The organism is Paraplanobispora siamensis, from assembly GCF_016863175.1.
Taxonomy (GTDB): Bacteria; Actinomycetota; Actinomycetes; order Streptosporangiales; family Streptosporangiaceae; genus Planobispora; species Planobispora siamensis.
Window position 1 is genome coordinate 26,166 of the sequence record NZ_BOOJ01000037.1, and the last position, 22,260, is coordinate 48,425.

21 protein-coding genes are annotated in these 22,260 nt (G+C 71.4%); 11 read left to right on the plus strand and 10 right to left on the minus strand.

Features of this window, described 5'->3' with window-relative positions:
* Positions 1 to 144: 144 nt before the first annotated feature.
* Positions 145 to 318 carry a hypothetical protein gene (locus Psi01_RS23185; protein WP_204066181.1) on the minus strand — a complete coding sequence of 58 codons (174 nt, stop codon included), beginning with the start codon at positions 316 to 318 and terminating at the stop codon, positions 145 to 147.
* A 207-nt stretch (positions 319 to 525) separates the two neighbouring features.
* Complete coding sequence (locus Psi01_RS23190) at positions 526 to 1,641, minus strand: PP2C family protein-serine/threonine phosphatase (RefSeq protein ID WP_204066182.1); 1,116 nt, start codon at positions 1,639 to 1,641, stop codon at positions 526 to 528.
* Positions 1,642 to 1,759: 118 nt separating this feature from the next.
* Here Psi01_RS23190 and Psi01_RS23195 point away from each other — a divergent pair, with 118 nt between their 5' ends.
* Together Psi01_RS23195 and Psi01_RS23200 are read left to right on the plus strand one after the other, a co-directional pair.
* Positions 1,760 to 2,989 carry a GNAT family N-acetyltransferase gene (locus Psi01_RS23195; RefSeq protein WP_204066183.1) on the plus strand — a complete coding sequence of 410 codons (1,230 nt, stop codon included), beginning with the start codon at positions 1,760 to 1,762 and terminating at the stop codon, positions 2,987 to 2,989.
* A 109-nt stretch (positions 2,990 to 3,098) separates the two neighbouring features.
* Positions 3,099 to 3,260, plus strand: a complete 162-nt coding sequence (locus Psi01_RS23200) for a hypothetical protein (RefSeq protein WP_204066184.1) — start codon at positions 3,099 to 3,101, stop codon at positions 3,258 to 3,260.
* Between the two features lie 62 nt (positions 3,261 to 3,322).
* On the opposite strand, the gene Psi01_RS23205 is transcribed toward Psi01_RS23200, so the two are convergent.
* The gene (locus Psi01_RS23205; protein WP_204066185.1) at positions 3,323 to 3,790 is read right to left on the minus strand and encodes a ribose-5-phosphate isomerase; all 468 of its coding nucleotides are present in this window, start codon (positions 3,788 to 3,790) and stop codon (positions 3,323 to 3,325) included.
* A gap of 98 nt (positions 3,791 to 3,888) precedes the next feature.
* On the opposite strand from Psi01_RS23205, the gene def reads away from it, so the two are divergent.
* The gene (gene def, locus Psi01_RS23210) at positions 3,889 to 4,377 is read left to right on the plus strand and encodes a peptide deformylase (RefSeq protein WP_204066186.1); all 489 of its coding nucleotides are present in this window, start codon (positions 3,889 to 3,891) and stop codon (positions 4,375 to 4,377) included.
* 16 nt (positions 4,378 to 4,393) lie between these two features.
* Here def and Psi01_RS23215 read toward each other — a convergent pair whose 3' ends face one another.
* Both Psi01_RS23215 and Psi01_RS23220 read right to left on the minus strand, forming a co-directional pair.
* The gene (locus tag Psi01_RS23215) at positions 4,394 to 5,803 is read right to left on the minus strand and encodes an aldehyde dehydrogenase family protein (protein ID WP_204066187.1); all 1,410 of its coding nucleotides are present in this window, start codon (positions 5,801 to 5,803) and stop codon (positions 4,394 to 4,396) included.
* Between the two features lie 235 nt (positions 5,804 to 6,038).
* Positions 6,039 to 6,659 (minus strand): mycothiol-dependent nitroreductase Rv2466c family protein, encoded by a 621-nt coding sequence (locus Psi01_RS23220; protein WP_204066188.1) that lies wholly within the window; start codon positions 6,657 to 6,659, stop codon positions 6,039 to 6,041.
* Between the two features lie 220 nt (positions 6,660 to 6,879).
* Between Psi01_RS23220 and pepN the strand changes: the two genes are divergently transcribed.
* Together pepN and Psi01_RS23230 are read left to right on the plus strand one after the other, a co-directional pair.
* Positions 6,880 to 9,444, plus strand: a complete 2,565-nt coding sequence (gene pepN / locus Psi01_RS23225; protein ID WP_204066189.1) for an aminopeptidase N — start codon at positions 6,880 to 6,882, stop codon at positions 9,442 to 9,444.
* Between the two features lie 140 nt (positions 9,445 to 9,584).
* Positions 9,585 to 10,541: a hypothetical protein gene (locus Psi01_RS23230; protein WP_204066190.1), complete on the plus strand. Its 957-nt coding sequence runs from the start codon at positions 9,585 to 9,587 to the stop codon at positions 10,539 to 10,541.
* Between the two features lie 27 nt (positions 10,542 to 10,568).
* Here Psi01_RS23230 and Psi01_RS23235 read toward each other — a convergent pair whose 3' ends face one another.
* Positions 10,569 to 11,990: an amidase gene (locus tag Psi01_RS23235; protein WP_204066191.1), complete on the minus strand. Its 1,422-nt coding sequence runs from the start codon at positions 11,988 to 11,990 to the stop codon at positions 10,569 to 10,571.
* Between the two features lie 167 nt (positions 11,991 to 12,157).
* Here Psi01_RS23235 and Psi01_RS23240 point away from each other — a divergent pair, with 167 nt between their 5' ends.
* The 3 genes from Psi01_RS23240 (at position 12,158) to Psi01_RS23250 (ending at position 15,846) form a co-directional block, all read left to right on the plus strand.
* Positions 12,158 to 13,027, plus strand: coding sequence for a nuclease-related domain-containing protein (locus Psi01_RS23240; RefSeq protein ID WP_239127944.1), 870 nt, complete (start codon positions 12,158 to 12,160; stop codon positions 13,025 to 13,027).
* Between the two features lie 165 nt (positions 13,028 to 13,192).
* Positions 13,193 to 15,031 (plus strand): dihydroxy-acid dehydratase, encoded by a 1,839-nt coding sequence (gene ilvD, locus Psi01_RS23245; RefSeq protein WP_204066193.1) that lies wholly within the window; start codon positions 13,193 to 13,195, stop codon positions 15,029 to 15,031.
* 329 nt (positions 15,032 to 15,360) lie between these two features.
* The gene (locus Psi01_RS23250) at positions 15,361 to 15,846 is read left to right on the plus strand and encodes a helix-turn-helix transcriptional regulator (RefSeq protein ID WP_204066194.1); all 486 of its coding nucleotides are present in this window, start codon (positions 15,361 to 15,363) and stop codon (positions 15,844 to 15,846) included.
* A 58-nt stretch (positions 15,847 to 15,904) separates the two neighbouring features.
* Here the strand turns inward: Psi01_RS23250 and Psi01_RS23255 are convergent, their stop codons facing one another.
* Together Psi01_RS23255 and Psi01_RS23260 are read right to left on the minus strand one after the other, a co-directional pair.
* A complete protein-coding gene (locus tag Psi01_RS23255) occupies positions 15,905 to 16,111 on the minus strand; it encodes an FmdB family zinc ribbon protein (protein WP_204066195.1) in 207 nt (68 codons plus the stop codon).
* 243 nt (positions 16,112 to 16,354) lie between these two features.
* A complete protein-coding gene (locus tag Psi01_RS23260; RefSeq protein ID WP_203878041.1) occupies positions 16,355 to 16,864 on the minus strand; it encodes an HNH endonuclease in 510 nt (169 codons plus the stop codon).
* Between the two features lie 318 nt (positions 16,865 to 17,182).
* Between Psi01_RS23260 and Psi01_RS23265 the strand changes: the two genes are divergently transcribed.
* The 3 genes from Psi01_RS23265 to Psi01_RS23275 all read left to right on the plus strand — a co-directional run bounded on the left by Psi01_RS23265 (position 17,183) and on the right by Psi01_RS23275 (position 20,628).
* Complete coding sequence (locus tag Psi01_RS23265) at positions 17,183 to 19,255, plus strand: prolyl oligopeptidase family serine peptidase (protein ID WP_204066196.1); 2,073 nt, start codon at positions 17,183 to 17,185, stop codon at positions 19,253 to 19,255.
* A 76-nt stretch (positions 19,256 to 19,331) separates the two neighbouring features.
* Positions 19,332 to 20,147, plus strand: coding sequence for a helix-turn-helix domain-containing protein (locus Psi01_RS23270; protein ID WP_204066197.1), 816 nt, complete (start codon positions 19,332 to 19,334; stop codon positions 20,145 to 20,147).
* A gap of 133 nt (positions 20,148 to 20,280) precedes the next feature.
* A complete protein-coding gene (locus tag Psi01_RS23275) occupies positions 20,281 to 20,628 on the plus strand; it encodes a VOC family protein (RefSeq protein WP_204066198.1) in 348 nt (115 codons plus the stop codon).
* A gap of 140 nt (positions 20,629 to 20,768) precedes the next feature.
* On the opposite strand, the gene Psi01_RS23280 is transcribed toward Psi01_RS23275, so the two are convergent.
* Both Psi01_RS23280 and Psi01_RS23285 read right to left on the minus strand, forming a co-directional pair.
* A complete protein-coding gene (locus tag Psi01_RS23280; protein WP_204066199.1) occupies positions 20,769 to 21,677 on the minus strand; it encodes a maleylpyruvate isomerase family mycothiol-dependent enzyme in 909 nt (302 codons plus the stop codon).
* Positions 21,674 to 22,228: a sigma-70 family RNA polymerase sigma factor gene (locus Psi01_RS23285; RefSeq protein WP_204066200.1), complete on the minus strand. Its 555-nt coding sequence runs from the start codon at positions 22,226 to 22,228 to the stop codon at positions 21,674 to 21,676. The genes Psi01_RS23280 and Psi01_RS23285 overlap by 4 nt, the downstream gene beginning before the upstream one ends.
* Positions 22,229 to 22,260 lie beyond the last annotated feature (32 nt).

Genomic DNA, 22,260 nt, shown 5'->3' on the forward strand with positions numbered 1-22,260 from the left:
AGCTTCGCGCGTGAAAGAGTGTGAGCAAGGGCACACCGGCCGCGGCCGGTGCGACCACTGAAGATTCCGGACTCCGGAACAACCGCGCCGTTCCCCGGAGCCCGGAATCTTCAGTGCTCGCACCATCAGCGATGTGATCGTCGGCTATGCGGAGGCCGGCAGGTCGTGACGGGCGTCCTCACCGTCGAGATCGGCCACGAAAGCCCACCCGCTCCTCCGGTCGGTGGAGTCGATGCGCCGCTTCGCCTCTCCGGGGACGCGCTCGGGCAGCCCGTTCAGGCCTGGCACCCCGTGCCCCGCGACATCGTGAGATTCCACGAGACGACAGGGTCCGGATCGTCTGTCCACGGTATGCGGTTCCTTTTCACCCCGTTGCCGGAGAATCCCCCGGGTCTTCGGCATTCATCTGGATAACTGATACGAGAATCTCAGTCAGGTTCCGCACTCGCCAGTGACCAGCTGCACGATGACACCCATGTGGTTTGTCACGGTGCGCATTCATCCGAACACCGTTCGTGTCCGGGCTCAGGGCCGCCAGATGAGGATCAGGGCGCAGTCGTCGTTGTGCCCGGCCGACATGGAGTTCACCAGGGTGCGCGCCCCGGCGGAGAACCCGGAGGGCAGCAGGCGCTCGGCCTCGCCCAGCAGGCGGTCGAGACCGGCGTCGATGTCACGGCCGGGCTGCTCGATCAGCCCGTCGGTGTAGAGCATGAGCGCCTCGCCCTTGCGGAGCACCCCCTGGTCGGGCTCGCAGTGCAGGTCCGGGACGACGCCCAGGACCACGCCCTTGGCCGGGGAGACCCGCCAGGTGCCGGTGCCCGCCTCGAACTTGACCACCGGCGGGTGACCGGCCGAGGTGATGACGTACTCGCCCGTGGCGAGGTTGAGCCGGACGTGGACGGCGGTGACGAACCCCTCGGCCTCGCGCTGGCGGTGCAGGTAGGCGTTGCACACCGGCAGGAAGTCGCTCACCGAGCCGAGCAGCCCGCCGAATGCCCCCGAGAGCATCAGCGCCCGGGTGCCGGCGTCGACGCCCTTGCCGGAGACGTCGACCAGGGCCAGCTCCACCGTGTCGCCCTCGCGCGAGGAGACCAGGAAGTCACCGCCGAAGGAGGAGCCGCCGGCCTGCTTGAGCACCACCTTGGTGCCCCAGTCCTTGGGCAGCTGGGGCAGCTCGCTCTGCTTCTTGAGCCGCTCGCGCAGTTCGAGGAGCATCACGTCGCCGCGCAGCCCCTGCACGCCGAGCTTGCCCCGGGTGCGGGCCATCACCCCGGCCAGCACCGAGGTGAAGCCGAAGGCCGCCAGCAGACCCGGGCCGATGTAGCCGAAGCCGCCGGTGACGCCCACGTAGACCAGCGCGACCGCGATCGCGGCCAGCAGTACGGCGAGGCTGCGCAGCCGGAGCTGGAGGCCGCCGACGAGAATGATCGGGATCATGAGGGCGGGCGAGAACCACTCGACCGAGACCCGGGCGGCCAGGATCCCGAGGGCCAGGCTCAGCACGATCAGCGTGATCATGAGGTTGCGGTCGCGGGCCAGCGGTCCGCGCCGGAGGAACCGCACCGTGGGCACCAGGAAGGGGACCCGCACCAGGAACGCGCGGAGCCCTGGAGGGATCAACGGCACCGGACGGGAACTCATGATGCGCCTGACTGTAGCGCTCCACCCCCGCTTTGGGCAGCCCACTTGACCAACGCCTAGATCATCCGGCACGGATATTGAATGGCCGCCGTGGTACGGCTCACCTACCGTGGGGAAGATGACTTTCACCCTGCGCCCGATGACCGAGGCCGACTGGTCCGACTGGCTGGCGGTCGACGATGAGGCGTTCGGCAGCACCATCCCCCCGCACCGCGCGGAGCTGTTCAAGGGCAACACCGAGTTCGAGCGCTCCCTGGGCGCCTACGACGGTGACCAGCTGGTGGGCGTCACCGCGGTGTGCAGCTTCACCATGACGGTGCCCGGCGGGCCCATCCCGGTCGGCGGCGTCACCGCGGTCGGCGTGCTCCCCTCGCACCGCCGGCGGGGCGTACTGTCCGCGTTGATGAAGCGTCAGCTCACCGACCTGCACGAGCGGGGCGAGGCGGTCGCCGCGCTCTACGCCTCCGAGGCGGTGATCTACGGGCGGTTCGGCTACGGCAGGGCCGCCGACAGCCTGATCTTCGACATCCCCCGGCACGGTGGCGCCCTGGCTCCGCACGCCCCGGCCGACCCCTCGCTGCGGCTGCGGATCGTCAAGCCCGCCGAGGCCAGGGGGATCTTCGAGAAGGTCTTCGACGCCGTGCTCGGCAGCCGTCCCGGGCTCTACGCCCGCACGCCCGCGCGCTGGGACGCGGCGCTGTCCGACCAGGAGGCCGACCAGGGCGGCGCCGGGCCGCTGCGCGCCGTCGTGGTCGAGGACGGCGACGGCCCGCGGGGTTACGCGCTGTTCCGGATCAAGGCGAGCTGGAACGACCAGGGCCTGCCGGACGGCGAGCTGCGGCTGCGCGAGCTCTTCGGTCTCGACCCGGCCGCCTACGCGCTGCTCTGGCGGCACGTGCTCGACCGCGACCTGGTCTCCCGGATCAAGTCCTGGAACCGCCCCGCCGACGACCCGCTGATCCACCTGCTGGCCGACCCCCGCCGGCTCAACGCGACCTGGGTGGACGACCTGTGGATCCGGGTGGTGGACGTCGACCGGGCCCTGACCGCGCGCCGCTACGCGGCGCCCGTGGACGTGGTGATCGAGGTCGACGACCCGGTCTGCCCGTGGAACGCCCGCAGCTGGCGGCTGTCGGCCGACGCCTCCGGCGCCCGGTGCGTGCCGGTGGACGACCCGGCCGACGTCGCGCTCCCGGTGAGCGCCCTGGGCGCGGCCTATCTCGGCGGGCGACCGCTCACCCCGCTGCAGGAGGCGGGCGTGGTGCGCGAGGCGCGGGCCGGAGCCGTACGGGAGCTGTCTACCGCGCTGTCGTGGGAGCCGGCGCCCTGGGCGGGCCTGATGTTCTGACGGAGCCCGGGCTCGCCGGACCGGACCGCGGGAGGGAAACGTGCCCGCCGGCGCGGCGGGCAGGCCCGCAACCTTCGAAAGGGGTGTGCCCGCGGGTTATCGTGGCGGCATGGCACTGCAGAGCTTGCAGATCACCTCGCTCACCGCGATGCGGGCCCGGGACGTGTCCCGGCCCTCCCAGGAGCAGCAGGAGGCCGCGGACCGGCGCCCCCTGCGCGATGAGACCCCGCGCAGGGAGCAGTCGCGCCGCGGCCGCGACAACAACAAGTGAGCCCCGCCGGCCGGGCCCCTGCGTAGGAGCGGCCGGCCGGGACGGTCAGGGCGGCCGAAGGGTCAGGGCAGCGGCGGGAGCTCGCCCGTCGTCTCGTACGACGACAGCTGGTCGATGCGGCGGGTGTGCCGGTCGGCGCCGGAGTACGGCGTGGCGAGGAAGATCTCGACGAACCGGGTCGACTCCTCCTGCGGGTGCATCCGCGCGCCCACGCTGATCACGTTGGCGTCGTTGTGCTCCCTGGCGAGCTTGGCGGTGTCCTCGCTCCAGGCCAGCGCCGCGCGGATGCCGCGCACCTTGTTGGCCGCGATCTGCTCCCCGTTGCCCGAGCCGCCGATGACGACCCCCAGGCTGCCCGGGTCATTGGCGACGCCCTCGGCCGCGCGCAGCACGAACGGCGGATAGTCATCCTCGGCGTCGTAGACGAAGGGACCGCAGTCCGTCACCTCGTGACCGCGCTCCTTCAACCAGGAGACGAGGTGGTTCTTGAACTCATAGCCGGCATGGTCGGCACCGATGTAGACACGCACCCGCCCAGTTTCGCAGGTATGGGTGGCCCCCTCGACGCCCACCCCGGCTAAAGTAATAGCCGGTCCGCTATTGGAACCCTTACAAGAGAGAGCCCCACATGCGTGACATCCGAGTGATCGGGGATCCCGTCCTGCGCACGCCCGCCGAGCCGGTCACCGAATTCGACCGCGACCTGCGCCACCTGATCGACGAGATGTTCGCCGCGATGTACGCCGCCGACGGCGTGGGGCTGGCGGGTCCGCAGATCGGCGTGTCCAAGAGGTTGTTCGTCTACGACTGCAGCAACCGCAAGGGCCACGTGATCAACCCCGAGCTGACGATCGACGACGACACCGTGGTGGTCGACGAGGAGGGCTGCCTGTCGGTCCCCGGCCGCGACACCGGCAAGCCGATCTACGCCAAGACCCCCCGGGCCGCCGGGGTCACCGTCACCGGCGTGGACCGGCTGGGCCGCCCGGTCCGGGTCAAGGCCCGAGGCCTGCTGGCCCGCTGCTTCCAGCACGAGACCGACCACGTGAACGGCTCGCTCTACGTCGACCGGCTGGCCAAGGACGCCGCGCGGAAGGTCCTGCTGCAGACGCCCTGACCGGCGCCGCGGGCCCTCACATCTGCAGGGACTTGGTCTCCAGGTACTCCTCCAGGCCGAACTCGCCCAGCTCGCGCCCGATGCCCGACTGCTTGTACCCGCCGAAGGGCGCCAGCGGGTTGAACCGGCCACCGTTGATCGCCACCTGGCCCGTGCGCAGGCGCCGGGCCACGGAGACGGCGTTGCTCTCGTTGTCCGCCCACACCGCGCCCGCCAGGCCGTACGGCGTGCCGTTGGCGATGGAGACGGCCTCGTCCTCGCCCCGCGTGTAGGGGATGACCGCCAGGACGGGACCGAAGATCTCCTCCTGCTCGATCACCATGCCGGGCTCCACCCCGGCGAAGACCGTGGGCTCCACGTAGAACCCCCGGTCGAGCGGGCGGTCGGTGCCGCCGGCCACCAGCCGCGCGCCCTCCTCCTGGCCGCGGTTGATGTAGCGCACGACCCGGTCGCGCTGCACGGCCGAGACCAGCGGGCCGAGCCTGGTGCCCTCGTCGAAGGGGTCGCCCACGGTGTACTTGGCCGCGGCCTGGACGGCGAGGGCGACGGCCTCGTCGTACTGGTCGCGGTGGACGATCATGCGGGTCCAGGCGGAGCAGGTCTGGCCCGAGTTGATGAAGGCGTTGGCCACCGTCGCCTTGACCGCGGTCTGCAGGTCGGCGCTCGGCAGGATCACGCTGGCCGACTTGCCGCCGAGCTCCAGCGCCACCCGCTTGACCGTCTCGGCGGCGATCGCGGCGACCCGGCGGCCCGCGCGGGTGGAGCCGGTGAAGGAGACCATGTCCACGTCGGGGTGGGCGGCGATGGCCTCGCCGATCACCGGCCCGTGACCGCTCACCATGTTGAACACGCCGGGGGGCAGACCGGCCTCGTCGAAGATCCCGGCCAGCGCGAAGGCCACCAGCGGCGCCACCTCGCTGGGCTTGAGCACGACCGTGCAGCCCGCTGCGAGCGCCGGCGCGACCTTGCACACGATCTGGTGGAGCGGGTAGTTCCACGGCGTGATGGCGCCGACCACGCCGACCGGCTCCCGCAGCACCCAGGAGTTGCCGATCCGCTTGGTGTCGAAGTCGTAAGTTTCGGTCAGGCTCGCGTAGGAGGCCAGGACCCCGGCGGGCATCAGCGTCTGCACCTTCATCGCCAGGCCGTACGGGGCGCCCATGTCGGTGGAGATGATCCTGGCGATCTGGTCGGCGCGCTCGTGCAGCAGGTCGGCGGCGGCGGCCAGGAACTTGCCCCGCTCGGCGGGGGCCGTGGCGGACCACATGGGCAGGGCGGCCCTGGCGGCGGCCACCGCGGCCTCGACGTCCGCGGGCGATCCCGCCGGCACCCGATCGATCAGCTCCTCGGTGGCGGGGTTGACCACGTCGATGCTCTCGCCCGAGGCCGAGGCCTGCCAAGCTCCGTTCAGGTAAAGGTGACGCATGCCTTCATCCTTGCGCGCGGAACGTGAGAAGGCGAGAGCTCCATTGATTACTCAGCGTGTCGTCTGCATTACACACAGTAAGTACGCCCCTCGCCGAAGCGGACCCGTGGCCGCCTCCTGACAGGAGCGTACGACGAACTGTCCAGATCCGGAGGAAATGCCGAGGATCCTTAAAAAGTCGTAATGTCCAGACCTGCACCGTGGCGGGGCGGACGCCCCGCCACGGCCACGCGGCTCAGTCGAAGATCGGCGGCCGGGTGCGGGAGCGCTTGAGCTCGAAGAAGCCGTCGAAGCCGGCGACCGTGTGGACGCCGTCCCACAGGCGACCGGCCTCCTCGCCCTTGGGAGCGGGCGAGATGACGGGACCGAAGAAGGCGACGTCGCCGACCGCGATCACCGGGGTGCCGACCTCCTGGCCGACCCGGTTGATGCCGTCGTTGTGCGAGGCGCGCAGCGACTCGTCGTAGTCCTCGGAGTCCATGGCGTCGGCGAACGAGCGGTCCAGCCCGGCGGCCTCCAGGGCCTCCTCGACCGTCTCGCGCAGGGTGTCGAGCTGCTTGATCCTGCCCTGGTTGTGGAAGCGGACGCCGAGCTCGGTGTACAGGCGGCCGACGGTCTCGGAGTCGTACTTCTCCTGGACCGCGGCGACCACGCGGACCGGCCCGATCGCCTTGGCGATCATCTCGCGGTAGGCGTCGGGGACGTCCTTGTCCTCGTTGAGGATGTTCAGGCTCATGATGTGCCAGCGCGGCTCGACGGGCCGCACCTTCTCCACCTCGAGCAGCCAGCGCGAGGTCATCCAGGCGAAGGGACAGAACGGGTCGAACCAGAGGTCGACCGGCGTGCGCTCAGTCATGTGTCCAGCTTCCTCGTCAAGGAGACATTCCGCCTCGCAACAACCTGAGGGCCTCGGCCCGTATTCCGCGTCGGATTATTGCCACGTCCCTCCCCTTTATCCTCATATGTAGTGATCAATCGGTGGGTACGCCTCCGGGGCGGCGTTCTCCCGCCTCCCATGGCAGGATTCAGGCAGCCCTTCGCAAGGGAGCGGAGGACGTCGTGACGAGGGAGCGGTAGTGGCAGGCAATCTGACCCGTGACGAAGCCCGCGAGCGCGCACGGTTGCTCAGCGTGCAGTCGTATGCGGTGGAGCTCGACCTGACCGAGGGCGAGGAGCGCTTCGAGAGCATCACCACGGTCCGCTTCACCAGCAGCCGTGCGGGTGCGGAGACGTTCATCGACCTGGCCGGCGCCAAGCTGCGCAGCGCCGTGCTGAACGGCGTCGAGCTGGACGTCGCCACCTACGACCTGGAGACCGGGCGGCTCCCGCTGCCGAACCTGGCCGAGGAGAACGAGCTGCGCGTCGACGCCGACTGCTCCTACATGCGCACCGGCGAGGGCCTGCACCGGTTCGTCGACCCGGTCGACAAGAACGTCTATCTGCACAGCCAGTTCGAGACGGCCGACGCGCACCGGATGTACGCCTGCTTCGACCAGCCCGACCTGAAGGCGACCTTCGAGCTGACCGTGCTCGCGCCCTCCTACTGGGAGGTCGTCTCCAACGCCGCGGCCGACCGGATCGAGGATCTGGAGGGCCACCGCGGCAAGCACGGCGCGCTCCAGGACGCCAGGCGCTGGCACTTCCCGCCGACCCCGGTGATGTCGACCTACATCACCGCCCTGTGCGCGGGGCCGTACCACAAGGTGACCTCCGAGCACGACGGCATCCCGCTGGGCCTGTACTGCCGCGCCTCGCTCGCCGAGCACCTCGACGCCGACAACCTCTTCGAGATCACGCGGCAGGGCTTCGACTTCTTCCACCGGATCTTCGGCATCCGCTACCCGTTCGGCAAGTACGACCAGCTGTTCGTGCCGGAGTTCAACGCCGGCGCGATGGAGAACGCCGGGTGCGTGACGTTCCTGGAGGACTACGTCTTCCGCTCGCGTGTGACCGACGCCGTCGTCGAGCGCCGCGCCGAGACGATCCTGCACGAGATGGCGCACATGTGGTTCGGCGACCTGGTCACCATGCGCTGGTGGGACGACCTGTGGCTGAACGAGTCCTTCGCCACCTACGCCTCGGTGCTGTGCCAGGCCGAGGCCACCCGCTGGGGCCAGGGCGCCTGGACGACCTTCGCCAACGTGGAGAAGGCCTGGGCCTACCGCCAGGACCAGCTGCCCTCCACCCACCCAATCGCCGCCGACATCGTCGACATGCACGCGGTCGAGGTCAACTTCGACGGCATCACCTACGCCAAGGGCGCCTCGGTCCTCAAGCAGCTGGTCGCCTACGTGGGCCTGGACAACTTCCTGGCCGGCGTGCGCGACTACTTCAACGAGCACGCCTGGGGCAACACCGAGCTGTCGGACCTGCTGTCGGCGCTCGAGCGCACCAGCGGGCGCGACCTGTCGTCGTGGTCGAAGGAGTGGCTGGAGACCTCCTGGGTCAACACCCTGCGCCCGGCCTTCGAGGTCGACGACGAGGGCCGCTTCACCAGCTTCTCCGTGCTGCAGGAGGCCCCGGCCGACTACCCGACGCTGCGCTCGCACCGCGTCGCCATCGGCCTGTACTCCCTGCGGGACGACGCCCTGGTGCGGGTCAAGCGGGTGGAGCTCGACGTGGTCGGCGCCCGCACCGCCGTGGCCGAGCTGGTCGGCGAGGTCCAGCCCGACCTGGTCCTGCTCAACGACGACGACCTGACCTACGCCAAGATCCGGCTGGACGAGCGTTCGCTGCGCACCCTGGTCGAGGGCGGCATCGCCAGGTTCACCGAGTCCCTGCCCCGGGCGCTGTGCTGGTCGGCCGCCTGGGACATGACCCGGGACGCCGAGATGTCCACCCGCGACTACGTCGCGCTGGTGCTGTCGGGCATCGAGTCCATCAAGGACATCACCGTCGCCCAGACCGTGCTCCGCCAGGCCCGCCAGGCCACCCAGCAGTACGCCGACCCCGCCTGGCGCACCGAGGGCCTGGCCCTGCAGGCCTCCGCGCTGCGCTCCCTCGTCGAGAGGGCCGCGCCCGGCTCCGACCACCAGCTGGCCTTCCTCAACGCCCTCACCGCGGTGGCCTCCTCCCAGGAGGACCTGGCGTTCCTGAAGGGCCTGCTGGACGGCACGACGGTGCTGGAGGGGCTGACCGTGGACGCGGACCTGCGCTGGACGCTCACCCAGGCCCTGGTCTCCGGCGGCGTGTTCGGCGACGAGGAGATCGCCGCCGAGCTGCTGCGCGACGCCACCGCCACCGGCGAGCGCTCCGCCGTCCTGTCCCGGGCCGCGATCCCGACGGCCGAGGCCAAGGCCGCCGCCTGGCAGACCATGACCGAGGGCAAGCTGAGCGGCGCCCTGCTCCGCTCGACGATCCTCGGCTTCATGGACCCGCGCCACCCGGAGCTGCTGGAGCCGTACGCCGACCGCTACTTCGCCGAGATCGGCCGCATCTGGGAGGCCTGGACCTCCGACAGCGCCCAGAACTTCGCCAACGGCTGCTACCCGGCGCTGGCGATCTCCCAGGAGACGGTGGACAAGACCGAGCGGCTGATCGAGGAGAGCCGGCCGCCGCACGCGCTCAAGCGCCTGCTCGTGGAGGGCGCCGACGGCGTGCGCCGCGCCCTGCGCGCCCAGGCCAAGGACGCCGCCTCCTAGCGCAGGACAGGGAGGACAGGACAGTGTGACGCCCCCGCCGCCGACGGCGGGGGCGTCGCCGTTCCCGCATAGCATTCCCGGTGACGGGCGCGGGGAGGCGGGCCCGCTCTCCCCGTGAGGACCTCGGAGAACGTGAGATCGTGAACTCGGTACAGGACCTGCTGGTCACACTCGCCAGACGACACGCCTTCGCCGACCTGGAGGTCCTCACCGAGGACCTGGAGATCATGGCGGTCTGCGAGTTCGGGCAGCGGCTGCTGTCCCTCGACGCGGAGGACTTCGCGGTCGAGGCGCGTGAGGTGCCGCCCGCCCTGCGGCGCCGCGCGCGGGCCTGCACCATGCCGCAGACGCCCAGGGAGCAGCCGCGCGGCGCGCTGGAGTCCCTGCGCCCGGCCTACGGGCTGCTGCTGGAGGTGATCGCGGTCCGGTGGCACCGGCGCGAGCTCAGCCCCATGGTCGCCGCCCTGCACATCGCCAGCGAGTATCTTCCGCTGCTGGCCTTCGAGCCGGTGCTCGGCCACGCGGGCGACCCGGTCCGCTGGCCGGTGGGGCTCGGCGCGCCCGGCAGCCGGTTCGGCGTGATCGGCGACCGCGAGTGCGACCACACCAAGGCCGAGCAGTCGGCCGCCAACCGGAGCCTGCGGGTGGCCGGGGAGCCGGCCGAGGGCTGGCGGGCCTACTTCGACCGGCAGCACAGCCAGGTGGCCGGGGCGCTGGCGACCTGCGTCGCCTCCTGCCGCAACCCCTGCTCCGCGATGGAGTGGGTCGCGCCCGACCTCCGCGACGACCTGTCCCTGCGCGCGCGGGTGGCGCTGGCCTTCGCCGACACCCCTCTGGTACGGCTGCGCCACGCCGCCCCGGTGGGGCACGGTTTCGGCGTCCCCTCCCCCGAGGAGGTCCTGGAGGCCTGGGAGCGCAGCCGGCTCGCGCTGGCCAAGACCGAGGTGGGCAAGGCGGCCGCGGAGGAGGACGGCTTCCCCCTTCCGGGGCTGCCGAGCCTGTTCTCCGCCGTGGCAGGCGCCCCCGTCCCGGTCTCGACCCTGCTGGACGACATCGCCGCCCACCTGGTGACCCTGCTGCGGGCGCGGGTGCCCTGACCCGGTCCGCCCGCGGCGGGGGCCGGTTCACCAGGCCGGCGGCCTGCGCCCCTTCCAGAAGCCTCCCCTGGCCGCCTCGACCTGGGCCGACAGCGAGATCAGCGTACCCTCCTCACCGAAGCGCCCGGCCAGCATGACCCCGATCGGCAGGCCCTGCTCCGTCCAGTACAGCGGGAGGTTCACCGCGGGCTGGCCGCTGACGTTGTAGATGGCGGGGAAGGCGGCGAAGCGCTTCATCCGCTCGAAGGTCTCCTCCGGCCCGTCCACGTCCTCGAACCAGCCCACCGGCCGGGGCGGGGCGGTGACGGTCGGGGTGAGCACCGCGTCGTACTCGTTGGTCACCATCAGGCCGAACCGGGTGGCCAGCTGGAGCGCCGACTGGGCCTGGAGGAAGTCGGGCGCCGGGGTCGCGAAGCCGCGCTCGCGCAGCCAGGCGGTCAGCGGGCGCAGCCGGTCCTGCTTGGTGAGGTCCACCGGGTGCATGCACGCGAAGGCGTACCAGAGCGTGACGAACTGCGGCACCGTGTCGGTCGAGAACGGCGGCGCGATGTCGACCACCTCGTGCCCCAGGGCGGCCAGCTCCGCCGAGGCGTGCTCGTAGGCGGCGAGCACCTCGGGGTCCAGCTCCGCGCCGGGGACGACCGACTCGCAGTAGCGGGCGATCCGCAGCCGGCCCGGGTCCCTGCCGGCGTAGGCGGTGAAGGAGCCGAGCTCCGGCGGCGGCGCGTGGTAGAGGTCGCCGGGGTTGTTGTGCGTCATCACGTCGAGCAGCGCGGCGGCGTCGGCGACGTTCCTGGCCAGCGGGCCGTTGGTCGACAGTCCGGCCAGGTCGGGGATGATCGGGGCGAAGCTGATCCGGCCTCTGGTGGGCTTGATGCCGTACAGCCCGCAGACCGAGGCGGGGATCCTGATCGAGCCCGCGCCGTCGCTGCCCTGGGCCGCCGGCGCCAGGCCCGCCGCGACCGCGGCCGCGGCGCCGCCGCTGGAGCCTCCGGCCGAGCGGGACAGGTCCCACGGGTTGCGGGTCGGCGGCGAGACGGAGGTCTCGGTGTAGCACGGCATGCCGAACTCGGGTGTGGCCGTCTTGCCCAGCATGATCGTCCCGGCGTCCCTGAGCCGCTCGACCACGCTGTCGTCCACCGGGGCGACGAAGTCGTCGTAGGTCGCCGAGCCGAAGTGGATCGGCACGTCCTTGACCAGGTTGAGATCCTTGATCGGGATCGGCACCCCGAGGAGCGGCGAGGCGTCGTCCCCCGCCTGCGCCCTGGCCTCGGCCTTGTGCGCCTGCTCCAGCGCGAGCTCGGGGGTCACGGTCACGTAGGCGCCGACCTCGGGGTCCAGGCGCGCGATGCGGTCGAGGTAGTGCTCGGTGATCTCGACAGGCGAGATCTCCCTGTGCCGTACGGCCGCCGCCTGCTCGAGGGCGGTAAGATCATGTATGTCAGCCACGCTCCGCACAGTAGGCGCAGGCGGCGAGGTTATCTAGAGAGATATGTATAGATACCCGCTCCCGTGCACTGGCATGCGGGTGACAGTGGTCACAAAAGTGTGAGTTGCGGAGTACTAGGCACTCGGTTTAAGGGTCAGCTACCGTGAGTTACGTGGATTCCGGTCAGGTGCCAGAAGACGGTAACACTACGTCACCGATTTGGGCCGGTGACCGCTCGGCTGAAGCCAAGCCGACGGCTCGCCCCGCCGCGCCCGCGTCTACGTACGCGCCCGTCGAACGCGTCTCTCTGCTGAGTCTGCTCGGCCAGCCCCGATACCGCCCCCTGCTGCGCCGCGTCGTCATCGCGGTCGTCGCGGGGATCGTGGTCGGAGTGCTGCTGAAGATGTGGCAGGCCGGCGTCACCGCCGCCGTGGTGGCCGCCATCGCCGACACGGTGGTGCGCGCCCGCTCGCACTCGACGGTCCCCGCCTGGCGGCGGGCCTCGGTCGCGGAGCGGCGCACGGAGGCCCAGCTCAAGAGCCTGGAGCGCAAGGGTTACCGCACCCTGCACGCGCGTGCGATCCCCGACAGCGACGCCCAGATCGACCACCTGGTCATCGGGCCCACCGGGGTCTACGCCGTCGACTCCGAGAAGTGGGACAAGCGGCTGCCGGTGCGCGCCCAGTCGCACCGCAAGCTGTTCCTGGGCCCCTTCTCCCAGAAGGCCCGCCTCGACGAGGCCCGCTGGGAGGCGAGCCGGGCCGCCGAGCTGATCGGCGAGCTCCTCGGGCGCGAGGTCATGATCATTCCATCGCTGGCGATCTACGGCCCCTCCATCCCGTGGAAGGTCCTCAACGTGCGCGAGGTCGACGTCTTCGACGGCAGCCACGTCCGCAAGTGGATCACCAAGCGGGAGCGGTCGCTGACCGAGGAGGAGATCGAGAAGATCTACGAGATCGCCGACAAGGTCCTGCCCGCCCGCTATCCCGAGTCCCCGGCGCCTGACGCCCCGGTGCGGGCCCGGCGCGGCGCCGAGCAGGTCTCCTCCGACCGCTGACCCGACTTCCCCGACTTCCCCGAGAACGCCCGGCGGCCTGCCCGCCGGGCGTTCCGCGTGTCTCCGGGCGTCCGATGGATGGACTCCAGGTCTCAGCAGGCGGGCGGTGGCCGTACCATTTGAAGACTCAGCTGAAGACTCAGCGCCGATGATGGGAGAAGCGTCATGCCCGCCCTCAGGTCTCGTACGGTCACTCACGGCAGGAACATGGCCGGAGCCCGGGCCCTGCTCCGGGCGACCGGTGTAGCCGGCAGCGACTTCGGCAAACCCATCATCGCGGTGGCCAACAGCTTCACCCAGTTCGTCCCCGGGCACGTGCACCTGCGCGAGGTCGGCGACGTCGTCGCCGGGGCGATCCGCGAGGCGGGCGCGATCCCGCGCGAGTTCAACACCATCGCGGTGGACGACGGCATCGCGATGGGCCACGGCGGCATGCTCTACTCGCTGCCCAGCCGCGAGCTGATCGCCGACGCGGTCGAGTACATGGTCAACGCCCACTGCGCCGACGCGCTGATCTGCGTCTCCAACTGCGACAAGATCACCCCGGGCATGCTGCTGGCCGCCTTCCGGCTCAACATCCCCACGGTCTTCGTCTCCGGCGGGCCGATGGAGGCTGGCAAGACGCCGGGCAAGAAGCTCGACCTGATCGACCCGATGATCGCCTCCGCCGACGACAGCGTCTCCGACGAGAAGCTGCTGGAGATGGAGGAGAACGCCTGCCCGACCTGCGGCTCGTGCAGCGGCATGTTCACCGCCAACTCGATGAACTGCCTGGCCGAGGCCATCGGCCTGGCCCTGCCGGGCAACGGCACGATCCTGGCCACCCACAAGGCCCGCAAGAAGCTGTTCCAGGACGCCGGGCGGCAGCTGGTGGAGATCACCCGCCGTTACTACGAGCAGGACGACGAGAGCGTGCTGCCGCGCAGCATCGCCACCAAGGAGGCGTTCGAGAACGCCATGGCGCTGGACGTGGCGATGGGCGGCTCGACCAACACGATCCTGCACATCCTGGCCGCGGCCCGCGAGGCCCAGGTCGACTTCGGCCTCAAGGAGATCAACGAGATCTCGCTGCGGGTGCCGTGCCTGAGCAAGGTCGCCCCCGCCACCGACAAGTACCACGTCGAGGACGTCCACCGGGCCGGCGGCATCCCCGCCATCCTCGGCGAGCTCGCCCGGGGCGGCCTGCTCCACCTGGACGCGCGTACCGTCAACGGCGGCACGATGGGCGACTATCTCGACGCCTGGGACGTGCGTTCGCCCAACGCGCTGCCCGAGGCGCTGGAGCTGTGGCACGCCGCCCCCGGCAACGTCCGCACCGTCAAGCCCTACTCCCAGGACGCCCGCTGGGACTCCCTCGACCTCGACCGCGAGGGCGGCTGCGTGCGCGACATGGAGCACGCCTACACCCGCGACGGCGGCCTGGCCGTGCTGTACGGCAACATCGCCGTCGAGGGGTGCATCGTCAAGACGGCCGGCGTCGACGAGTCCATCTGGAGGTTCTCCGGGCCCGCCGTGGTCTTCGAGTCCCAGGAGGACGCCGTCGAGGGCATCCTGAACAACCGGGTCAAGGAGGGCGACGTCGTCGTCATCCGCTACGAGGGCCCCAAGGGCGGCCCCGGCATGCAGGAGATGCTCTACCCGACCTCGTTCCTGAAGGGCAAGGGCCTGGGCAAGGCCTGCGCCCTGATCACCGACGGCCGCTTCTCCGGCGGCACGAGCGGCCTGTCCATCGGCCACGCCTCCCCCGAGGCCGCCGAGGGCGGCACCATCGCCCTGGTCGAGGACGGTGACATCATCGAGATCGACATCCCGGGCCGCTCGATCAAGCTGAAGGTGGCCGAGCCCGACCTGGCCGCCCGCCGCGAGAAGCTCCTGGCCGACCTGGGCGGCTACCGCCCGCGCGACCGCCACCGCCCGGTGAGCGCCGCGCTGCAGGCCTACGCCGCCCTGACCACCTCCGCCTCCACCGGCGCCTCCCGGGACCTGTCCCAGCTGTCCCGCTGAACCAGCCGTCCCGCTGAGAACCGTCGGCTCCCGCCGTACCGGCCCGTCCAAGACGCCGGTACGGCGGGAGTCTTCACCCGTCCCCCCATCACCACGGGGACGGGAGACACCCCGTTCCTCTTATCGAACACGGGAACGAGAAACACCGCACCCGCCGACTTGCCGCGCCTTCCTCACGGCGCCGGCACGGAGAGCGGGTTCACCTGGGGTTCCGATGCCGTCGTACGGCGCGCGGCAGGCTCCGCCGGGCATGTTGCCGCGGAGCCACAATCCTGAGAACCCGTCATCTTTGTTCGAAAAATGTCGGTGCTCGTCCGTATTCTGTGGGTATGGCTAACGTCATGAAGCCCTCCGCCAGCCCGTTGACGACCGCCGAGATCGCCGCCCTCGCCCTGTCCCTGGCACACCTGGGCTCGGGCCCTCAGGCCAACGCCGCCCGGCACGGCCTGCGCCACGCCTTCGAGCACCTCGACCTGGACGACGACGTCGTCGCCGCCACCCTGACCACCCTGACCGCCCCGCTGCCCGACGAGGTCGCCGACCGGGCCAGGACGATCGCGAGCTGCATCACCTCACGGCTCGTGATCCGCCTGCACTATCGCGACGTCTCCGGCCGGGTCACCGTCCGCGACGTCGACCCGGTGACCTGCATGGTCCACCGTCAGCACTGGTATCTGGTCGGCATGTGCCGCATGCGCAGGGCGATCCGCGCCTTCCGCTTCGACCGGATCATCGCCGCGGAGCAGACCTTCCTGCCCGCCCGGCCGCATCGGCCCGAGGGGTTCCTGCCCTTCCAGGGCAAGCGGGCGGCATAACGCACGACGAGGGACGGCGGTCGCGCGCCCGCCCCTGAAAGGACGGGCGCCGCACCGATCAACCGCAGCAGCCGCCCCCGCAGCAGCCGCCGCCTCCGGCGGGCCTGGGCGCGGAGGCTCCCCCGGTCACGGCGATCGTGGACAGCAGGCGCACCGTGTCGTCGTGGCCGGCGGGGCAGGGGGCGGGGTCGTCCGACTGGGCCATCGGACGCGACAGCTCGAAAGTGGAACCGCAGGCACGGCAGCGGAAGTCATAGCGCGGCATGGCACCAGATTACCCAGCCGCACCGCCGGAGAACGACAGGTGCGGCGGTGCGTGCCACGGAGGAGGACGGGTGCCGCGGAGGACGACGGATGCCGTCCGGACTGGCAGGACCGAAGGAATCCTGCCGGGGCCGGGCGCCGGCCATCACCGGCGCCCGGCCCGCCGGGCTTCAGGCCTGACGGCCGGGGCCTCGGGACACGCTCCCGCCGAAGCGCCGGCCCCCGGAGCTCGGGCCCGTGGACTTCAGGCCGCGCTCTCCGCCAGGTAGGGCGCCCACTGGGGGTCGCCGACGACGTGCGCGCCGATCAACCGCCAGTGCACTCCCCTCGGCACGACCGGGGCGACGTTCAGCGTCCACCCCAGCTCCTCCAGCAGCCGGTCCGCCTTGCGGTGGTTGCACGTCGTGCAGGAGGCGACGCAGTTCTCCCACGTGTGGGTGCCACCGCGGGAACGGGGGATCACGTGGTCGATCGTCTCGGCCTTCTGACCGCAGTAGGCGCACCGGTAGTCGTCCCTGCGCATCAGGGCGGTGCGGGTCAGGGGGATGCGCGAACGGTAGGGGATACGGACATAACGGCGAAGCCTGATCACCGACGGCACGTCCAGGGTGCGGCTGGCCGAGCGGAGCACGGCGCCGCGCCCGTCACGGTGGACGACGTCTGCCTTCTCCCTGAGCACCAGCACGACGGCGCGGTGCAGGGAGAGGGTGGTCAAGGGCTCGTAAGTGGCGTTGAGTAGCAGGACTTGGCGCATCAGCGGGCCTTTCCCCGCACGCTGTGCGTCTGGGTCGGGGGCACGATGTCGCGTGCCCCGGTTGGCGGCCCCTCTTGGGGCCCGGGCGCTTCCGTCACGATGACCTCCGCCGGACGGCCCAGCGGATGGTCACCACGGCACCGTCCTGGACCAAGTTTGGCTTCTCCGTCGGCATGCCCGCCACCCATAAATGACTGGAGGGACTCCTGATGTGTTTTATGCCCGCATTACCTGTTCTTCACTCCTCCGAAGCACGCCTCACCTCGCCCTCTCGTGACAGGCGCCCCACCGTCGGCCGGAGGCCGTAGGGTTCGAGCCATGACGCGACAGCCGTACCCACCCGCCCGCCGTGACGACGTCGTCGACGAGTTGCACGGCACCTCCGTCCCCGACCCCTACCGCTGGCTTGAGGACTCCGACGATCCTGTGACCAAGGAGTGGCTGGAGGCGCAGGAGTCCCTCTTCGCCGCCGAGGTGAAAGCGCTTCCCGGCCGTGAGCGGTTCAGGGAGCGGATCGCCGAACTGCTGAAGTCGGGCTCGGTTGGGGCGCCGGTCTGGCGGGGCGGGCGGCACTTCTTCATGCGGCGCACCCCTGAGCAGGAGCACGCCGTGCTGTACACCGTCGATCCCGACGGCACCGAGCGGGCGCTGCTGGACCCGATGCGGCTCGACCCGACCGGCCTGACGACCCTCGACGCCTGGCAGCCCGACAAGGAGGGCCGCCTGCTGGCCTACCAGATCTCGGTGGGCGGTGACGAGGAGTCCAACCTCTATGTGATGGACGTGGCCACCGGCACCCGGGTCGAGGGGCCGATCGACCGGTGCCGCTACTCCCCCGTCGCCTGGCTGCCCGGCGGCGAGGCGTTCTACTACGTGCGCAGGCTGCCCGCCACGGAGGTGCCTCAGGGAGAGGAGCAGTTCCACCGCCGGGTCTACCTGCACCGCGTCGGCGTCTCCACCGAGGACGACGTCATGATCTTCGGACACGGCATGGAGAAGACCAACTACTACGGCGTCGCGGTCTCCCGCGACGGCCGGTGGCTGCAGATCTCCGCCTCCCGCGGGACGGCGCCGCGCAACGACCTGTGGGTCGCCGACCTGCACGCCTCCGCCCACGAGGCGCCGGAGCTGGTCGTGGTCCAGGAGGGCGTGGACGCGCAGACCGGCCTGCACTTCGGCCGCGACGGCCTGCTGTACGTCTTCACCGACCGCGACGCCCCGCGCTCCAGGATCTGCGTGACCGACCCCGCCACCCCGCAGGTCGAGCACTGGCGCGACCTGATCCCGCAGGATCCCGAGGCGGTGCTGTCGGACTTCGCGATCCTCGACGACCTCGACCGGCCGGTCATGCTCGTCGGCTGGACCCGCCACGCGATCAGCGAGATCTCCGTCCACGACCTGCGCAGCGGGGAGCGGATCGGCTCGGTGCCGACCCCGGGCCTGGGCACCATCGGCGGCATCAGCGAGCGCCCCGAGGGCGGCCACGAGGCGTGGTTCGGCTACACCGACAACACCACCCCGCCCACCATCCAGCGCTACGACGCCCGCACCGGCGAGACCACGCTCTGGGCGGCCTCCCCCGGCGCCGTCGAGGTGCCCCCCGTCACCGCCGAGCAGGTCGTCTACCGCTCGGCCGACGGCACCGACGTGCGCATGCTGATCATCTCCAAGCCCGGCACCGAGGGTCCCCGGCCGACGATCCTGTACGGCTACGGCGGCTTCGGCATCTCCATGACCCCCGGCTACTCGGCGTCGATCCTGACCTGGGTGGAGGCGGGCGGCGTCTACGCCATCGCCCAGCTGCGCGGCGGCGGCGAGCGGGGCGAGGACTGGCACCGGGCCGGGATGCTCGCCCACAAGCAGAACGTCTTCGACGACCTGCACGCCGCGGCCGAGCACCTGATCGCCACCGGCGTCACCGCCCCGGACCGGCTGGCCATCTCCGGCGGCTCCAACGGCGGCCTGCTGGTCGGCGCCGCCCTCACCCAGCGGCCCGACCTCTACGCCGCGGTGGTCTGCTCGGCCCCGCTGCTCGACATGGTCCGCTACGAGCAGTTCGGTCTCGGCGCGACCTGGAACGTCGAGTACGGCTCCGCCGAGAAGCCCGAGGAGTTCGCCTGGCTGTGGTCGTACTCCCCGTACCACCACGTCCGCGAGGGCGTGCCGTACCCGGCGACGATGTTCACCGTCTTCCAGTCCGACACGCGGGTCCACCCGCTGCACGCCTGGAAGATGTGCGCCGCCCTGCAGCACGCCCAGGCCGCCGACCGGCCGATCCTGCTGCGCAACGAGGCCGAGACCGGCCACGGCGCCCGCGCGGTCAGCAAGACCGTCGAGCTCGCCGCCGACCAGCTCGCCTTCCTCGCCCGCCACACCGGCCTGACCGGCTGACCCTCCGGACGGCCCGCCGCCCCCGGCGCCTTCGCGCGGCGGGAGGTTGTCGGTCGCGGTGGTTACCATCCCTTCCGTGGACGATGCCGCCGTGGCCGACGGCCTGACCTTCACCCCGGGCAGGCCGAGCGCCCTGCTGCGCCCCTACGTGACGGAGCTGACGGCCTACACCGAGCGCCACGAGGAGCCGCGGACACGGCGGCAGCCGCCGTTCTCCGGGGTGGTGGTGATTTTCGGGTTCGGTGAGCCGCTCGGGCTGAGCGGGCCGGGCACCCGGGAGCGGCTGGCCTCCTTCTGCGGAGGGCTGCACGACGTCTACGTCGACACCACCACGGCCGGGGTCGCCGAGGGGGTGCAGGTCAACCTCACCCCGCTCGGCGCGCGGCGGCTGTTCGGGATGCCGATGAGCGAGCTGGCCAACCGGGTGGCCTCCCTGGAGGACGTGCTCGGCCGGTGGGCGCGGGAGAGCGTCGAGCGGCTGGCCTCGACCCCCGCCAGGCACGACCGGCTCACGCTGCTGGACGACCTCCTCACCCGGCGGATCCGGGCCGCTCCCGATCCCGACCCGCGGGTCGGCCGGGCCTGGAGGCGGCTGCGCGTCTCCCGGGGCGCGCTCCCGATCGCGGAACTCGCCGGAGAGCTGGGGTGGAGCCACCGTCATCTGGTCTCCCGGTTCCACGACCAGATCGGGATGGCGCCCAAGGCCGTCGCCCGGGTGCTGCGCTTCGAGCACGCCGCCGGGCGCCTGCGGGCCGGGCTTCCCCCCGCCGACACCGCCGCCGTCTGCGGTTACTACGACCAGGCCCACATGAGCCGCGACTTCCGGGCGCTGGCCGGGGTCACGCCCCGCGAGCTGGCCTCGCCGCGGCACCCGATCGCCGTCGCCGGCTGAGGCCGGAGCCGCCGGTCGAGGTCAGATTTTTCGAGGTCAGATTTTTCCAAGCCTCCACCCCCTCCGCCGGGAGATCGTGGTCCCACCGGACAGTGCCACCAGGCGGTGGTCCACCAGACAGGGAGAGGCGAACATGCGAACGGTGTATCCACTGGTCCGCTATCGGGACCCCGATGCGGCGATCGAGTGGCTCGGCAAGGCGTTCGGGTTCGAGGAGCACGGGGTCTCCAGGGACGAGGCGGGCGTGGTCAAGCACGCCGAGCTCACCGTCGGCACCGGCATGGTCATGCTGGGGAAGGGCGACCCCGGCGGCCCGGGGATCTACGTCGCCGTGGACGACCCGGACGCCCACAACGACAGGGCGGTGGCCGCCGGAGCCCGCATCACCATGGAGCTGACCGACCAGTCCTACGGCTCACGCGAGTACGCCTGCGAGGATCCCGAGGGCAACATCTGGTACTTCGGGACCTACCGGCCCTGACGGCACCGCACCCGCCCGCCCGGACGGCCGGCACGGAGCCCGCACAGGCGGGCGGAATCCGCCGCGCGGGATCCGCCCTGACCGGACAGGGGCCGGACAGGAGCCTGGTAAGAGCCGGACAGGAGCCTGGTAAGGGCCGTTCAGGGGCCGGACAGGGCGGGGGCGGCGTGCAGCAGCTCGCGTGCCAGCCCGGCGTCCCCCTCCACCCCGGCCGCGAACCCGCCGGGATCTCCCCTGCCTCCCACCAGGAAGCAGAACTCGACCACGTCGCAGGTGACCGTCGCCTCGGCCGGGCCGTCGCCGCGCACGGCCCGGCCGCCGAGGTGCAGCGGCACGTGCCACAGCCCGCCGCCGGGACCGGTCAGCGCGAGCCGCACGGCCCGGCCCTCCGGAACCCGGTGCCCGCTCAGCCGCATGGCCAGGGGCATGAGCCGCGCGCACAGGTCGGCGGTGACCTCGACGTGGCCGGGGACGGGGTGGGGCAGCGAGACTCCCAGCACCCCCGCGGCGTCCGCGGTGTGGATCCAGGTCTCCAGACCTCTGGCCAGCAGGTGGTCGACCACCGGCATGGTGAACCCGCCGGTCTCCGAGGGGGTGTCGGGCGCGACGGAGGCGAGGTGCCGGCAGAGCGCGTCGGCCTGGGTCCGCCAGTCACGGCGGGTCTGGTCGGGCGCCCGGCGGCGTTCGTACTCCTGCAGCTCCGCCGTCCGGGCCAGCCCCTCGTTCACCGTGACCGGCGGGCCGAGGACGGGGGCGTCCACCGACAGCGAGACCAGCCCGTCCTTGGCCGCCAGGTGGGCCAGCAGCTCCTGGAGGGTCCAGCCCTCCACGACCTGCCGACCCCAGTCCTGATCGGTCGCCTCACCCAGGACGGCGTCCATGGCGGCGATCCGGCCGGCGAAGGGGGCCGTCCAGCCCGACGTCGCGGCGGCGGGCCGGCGCCGGGCACGGGCCGCGGTGAGCACCAGCGGACGCAGAGAGGTCTCCGGCGGCTCGGTCCCCTCCATCAGTGCGTCGAGATACAGACGCCGCGTCGGGTCGTCGTTCATGCTCCCTCCTCGGCCAGCGCGTCGGCGAGCCTGCGCAGTCCCATTCTGATCCTGGACTTGGCGGTGCCCTCCGGCAGCCCGAGGTCGTCGGCGACCTGACGGTAGGTGCGTCCCCGGTAGTAGGCCAGCTCGATGACCTCCCGCAGGTCGTCGGGCAGCTTGCCGACGGCCGTTCGCACTCCGTCGGCCTCGTACCGGGACAGCACGGCGTCCTCCAGCCGCTCGGGCTCGGGCTCCAGCAGGCGCGGGCCGATGACCGAGGCCTTGCGGCGCTCCTGGGTGCGGACGTGGTCCACCGCCCTGCGGTGGGCGATGGTGGCCAGCCAGCCGCGGAGCGACCCCCGTCCGGGGTCGAAGGCCAGCGGGCGCTCCCAGAAGGTGATGAACACCTCCTGGGTGATGTCCTCCGAGACCACGCGGTCCCGGGTGATCCGTACGGCGAGGCCGAAGACCAGTGGCGCGAACCGGTCGTAGATCTCGCCGAGCGCCGTCTCCTCCCCGCCCACGACCCGCTGGTGGAGCAGGCGGTCGTCCTCGACAGGTGCCTCCATGGCACCACACTCCCGACAGTCGGCTGGAAATC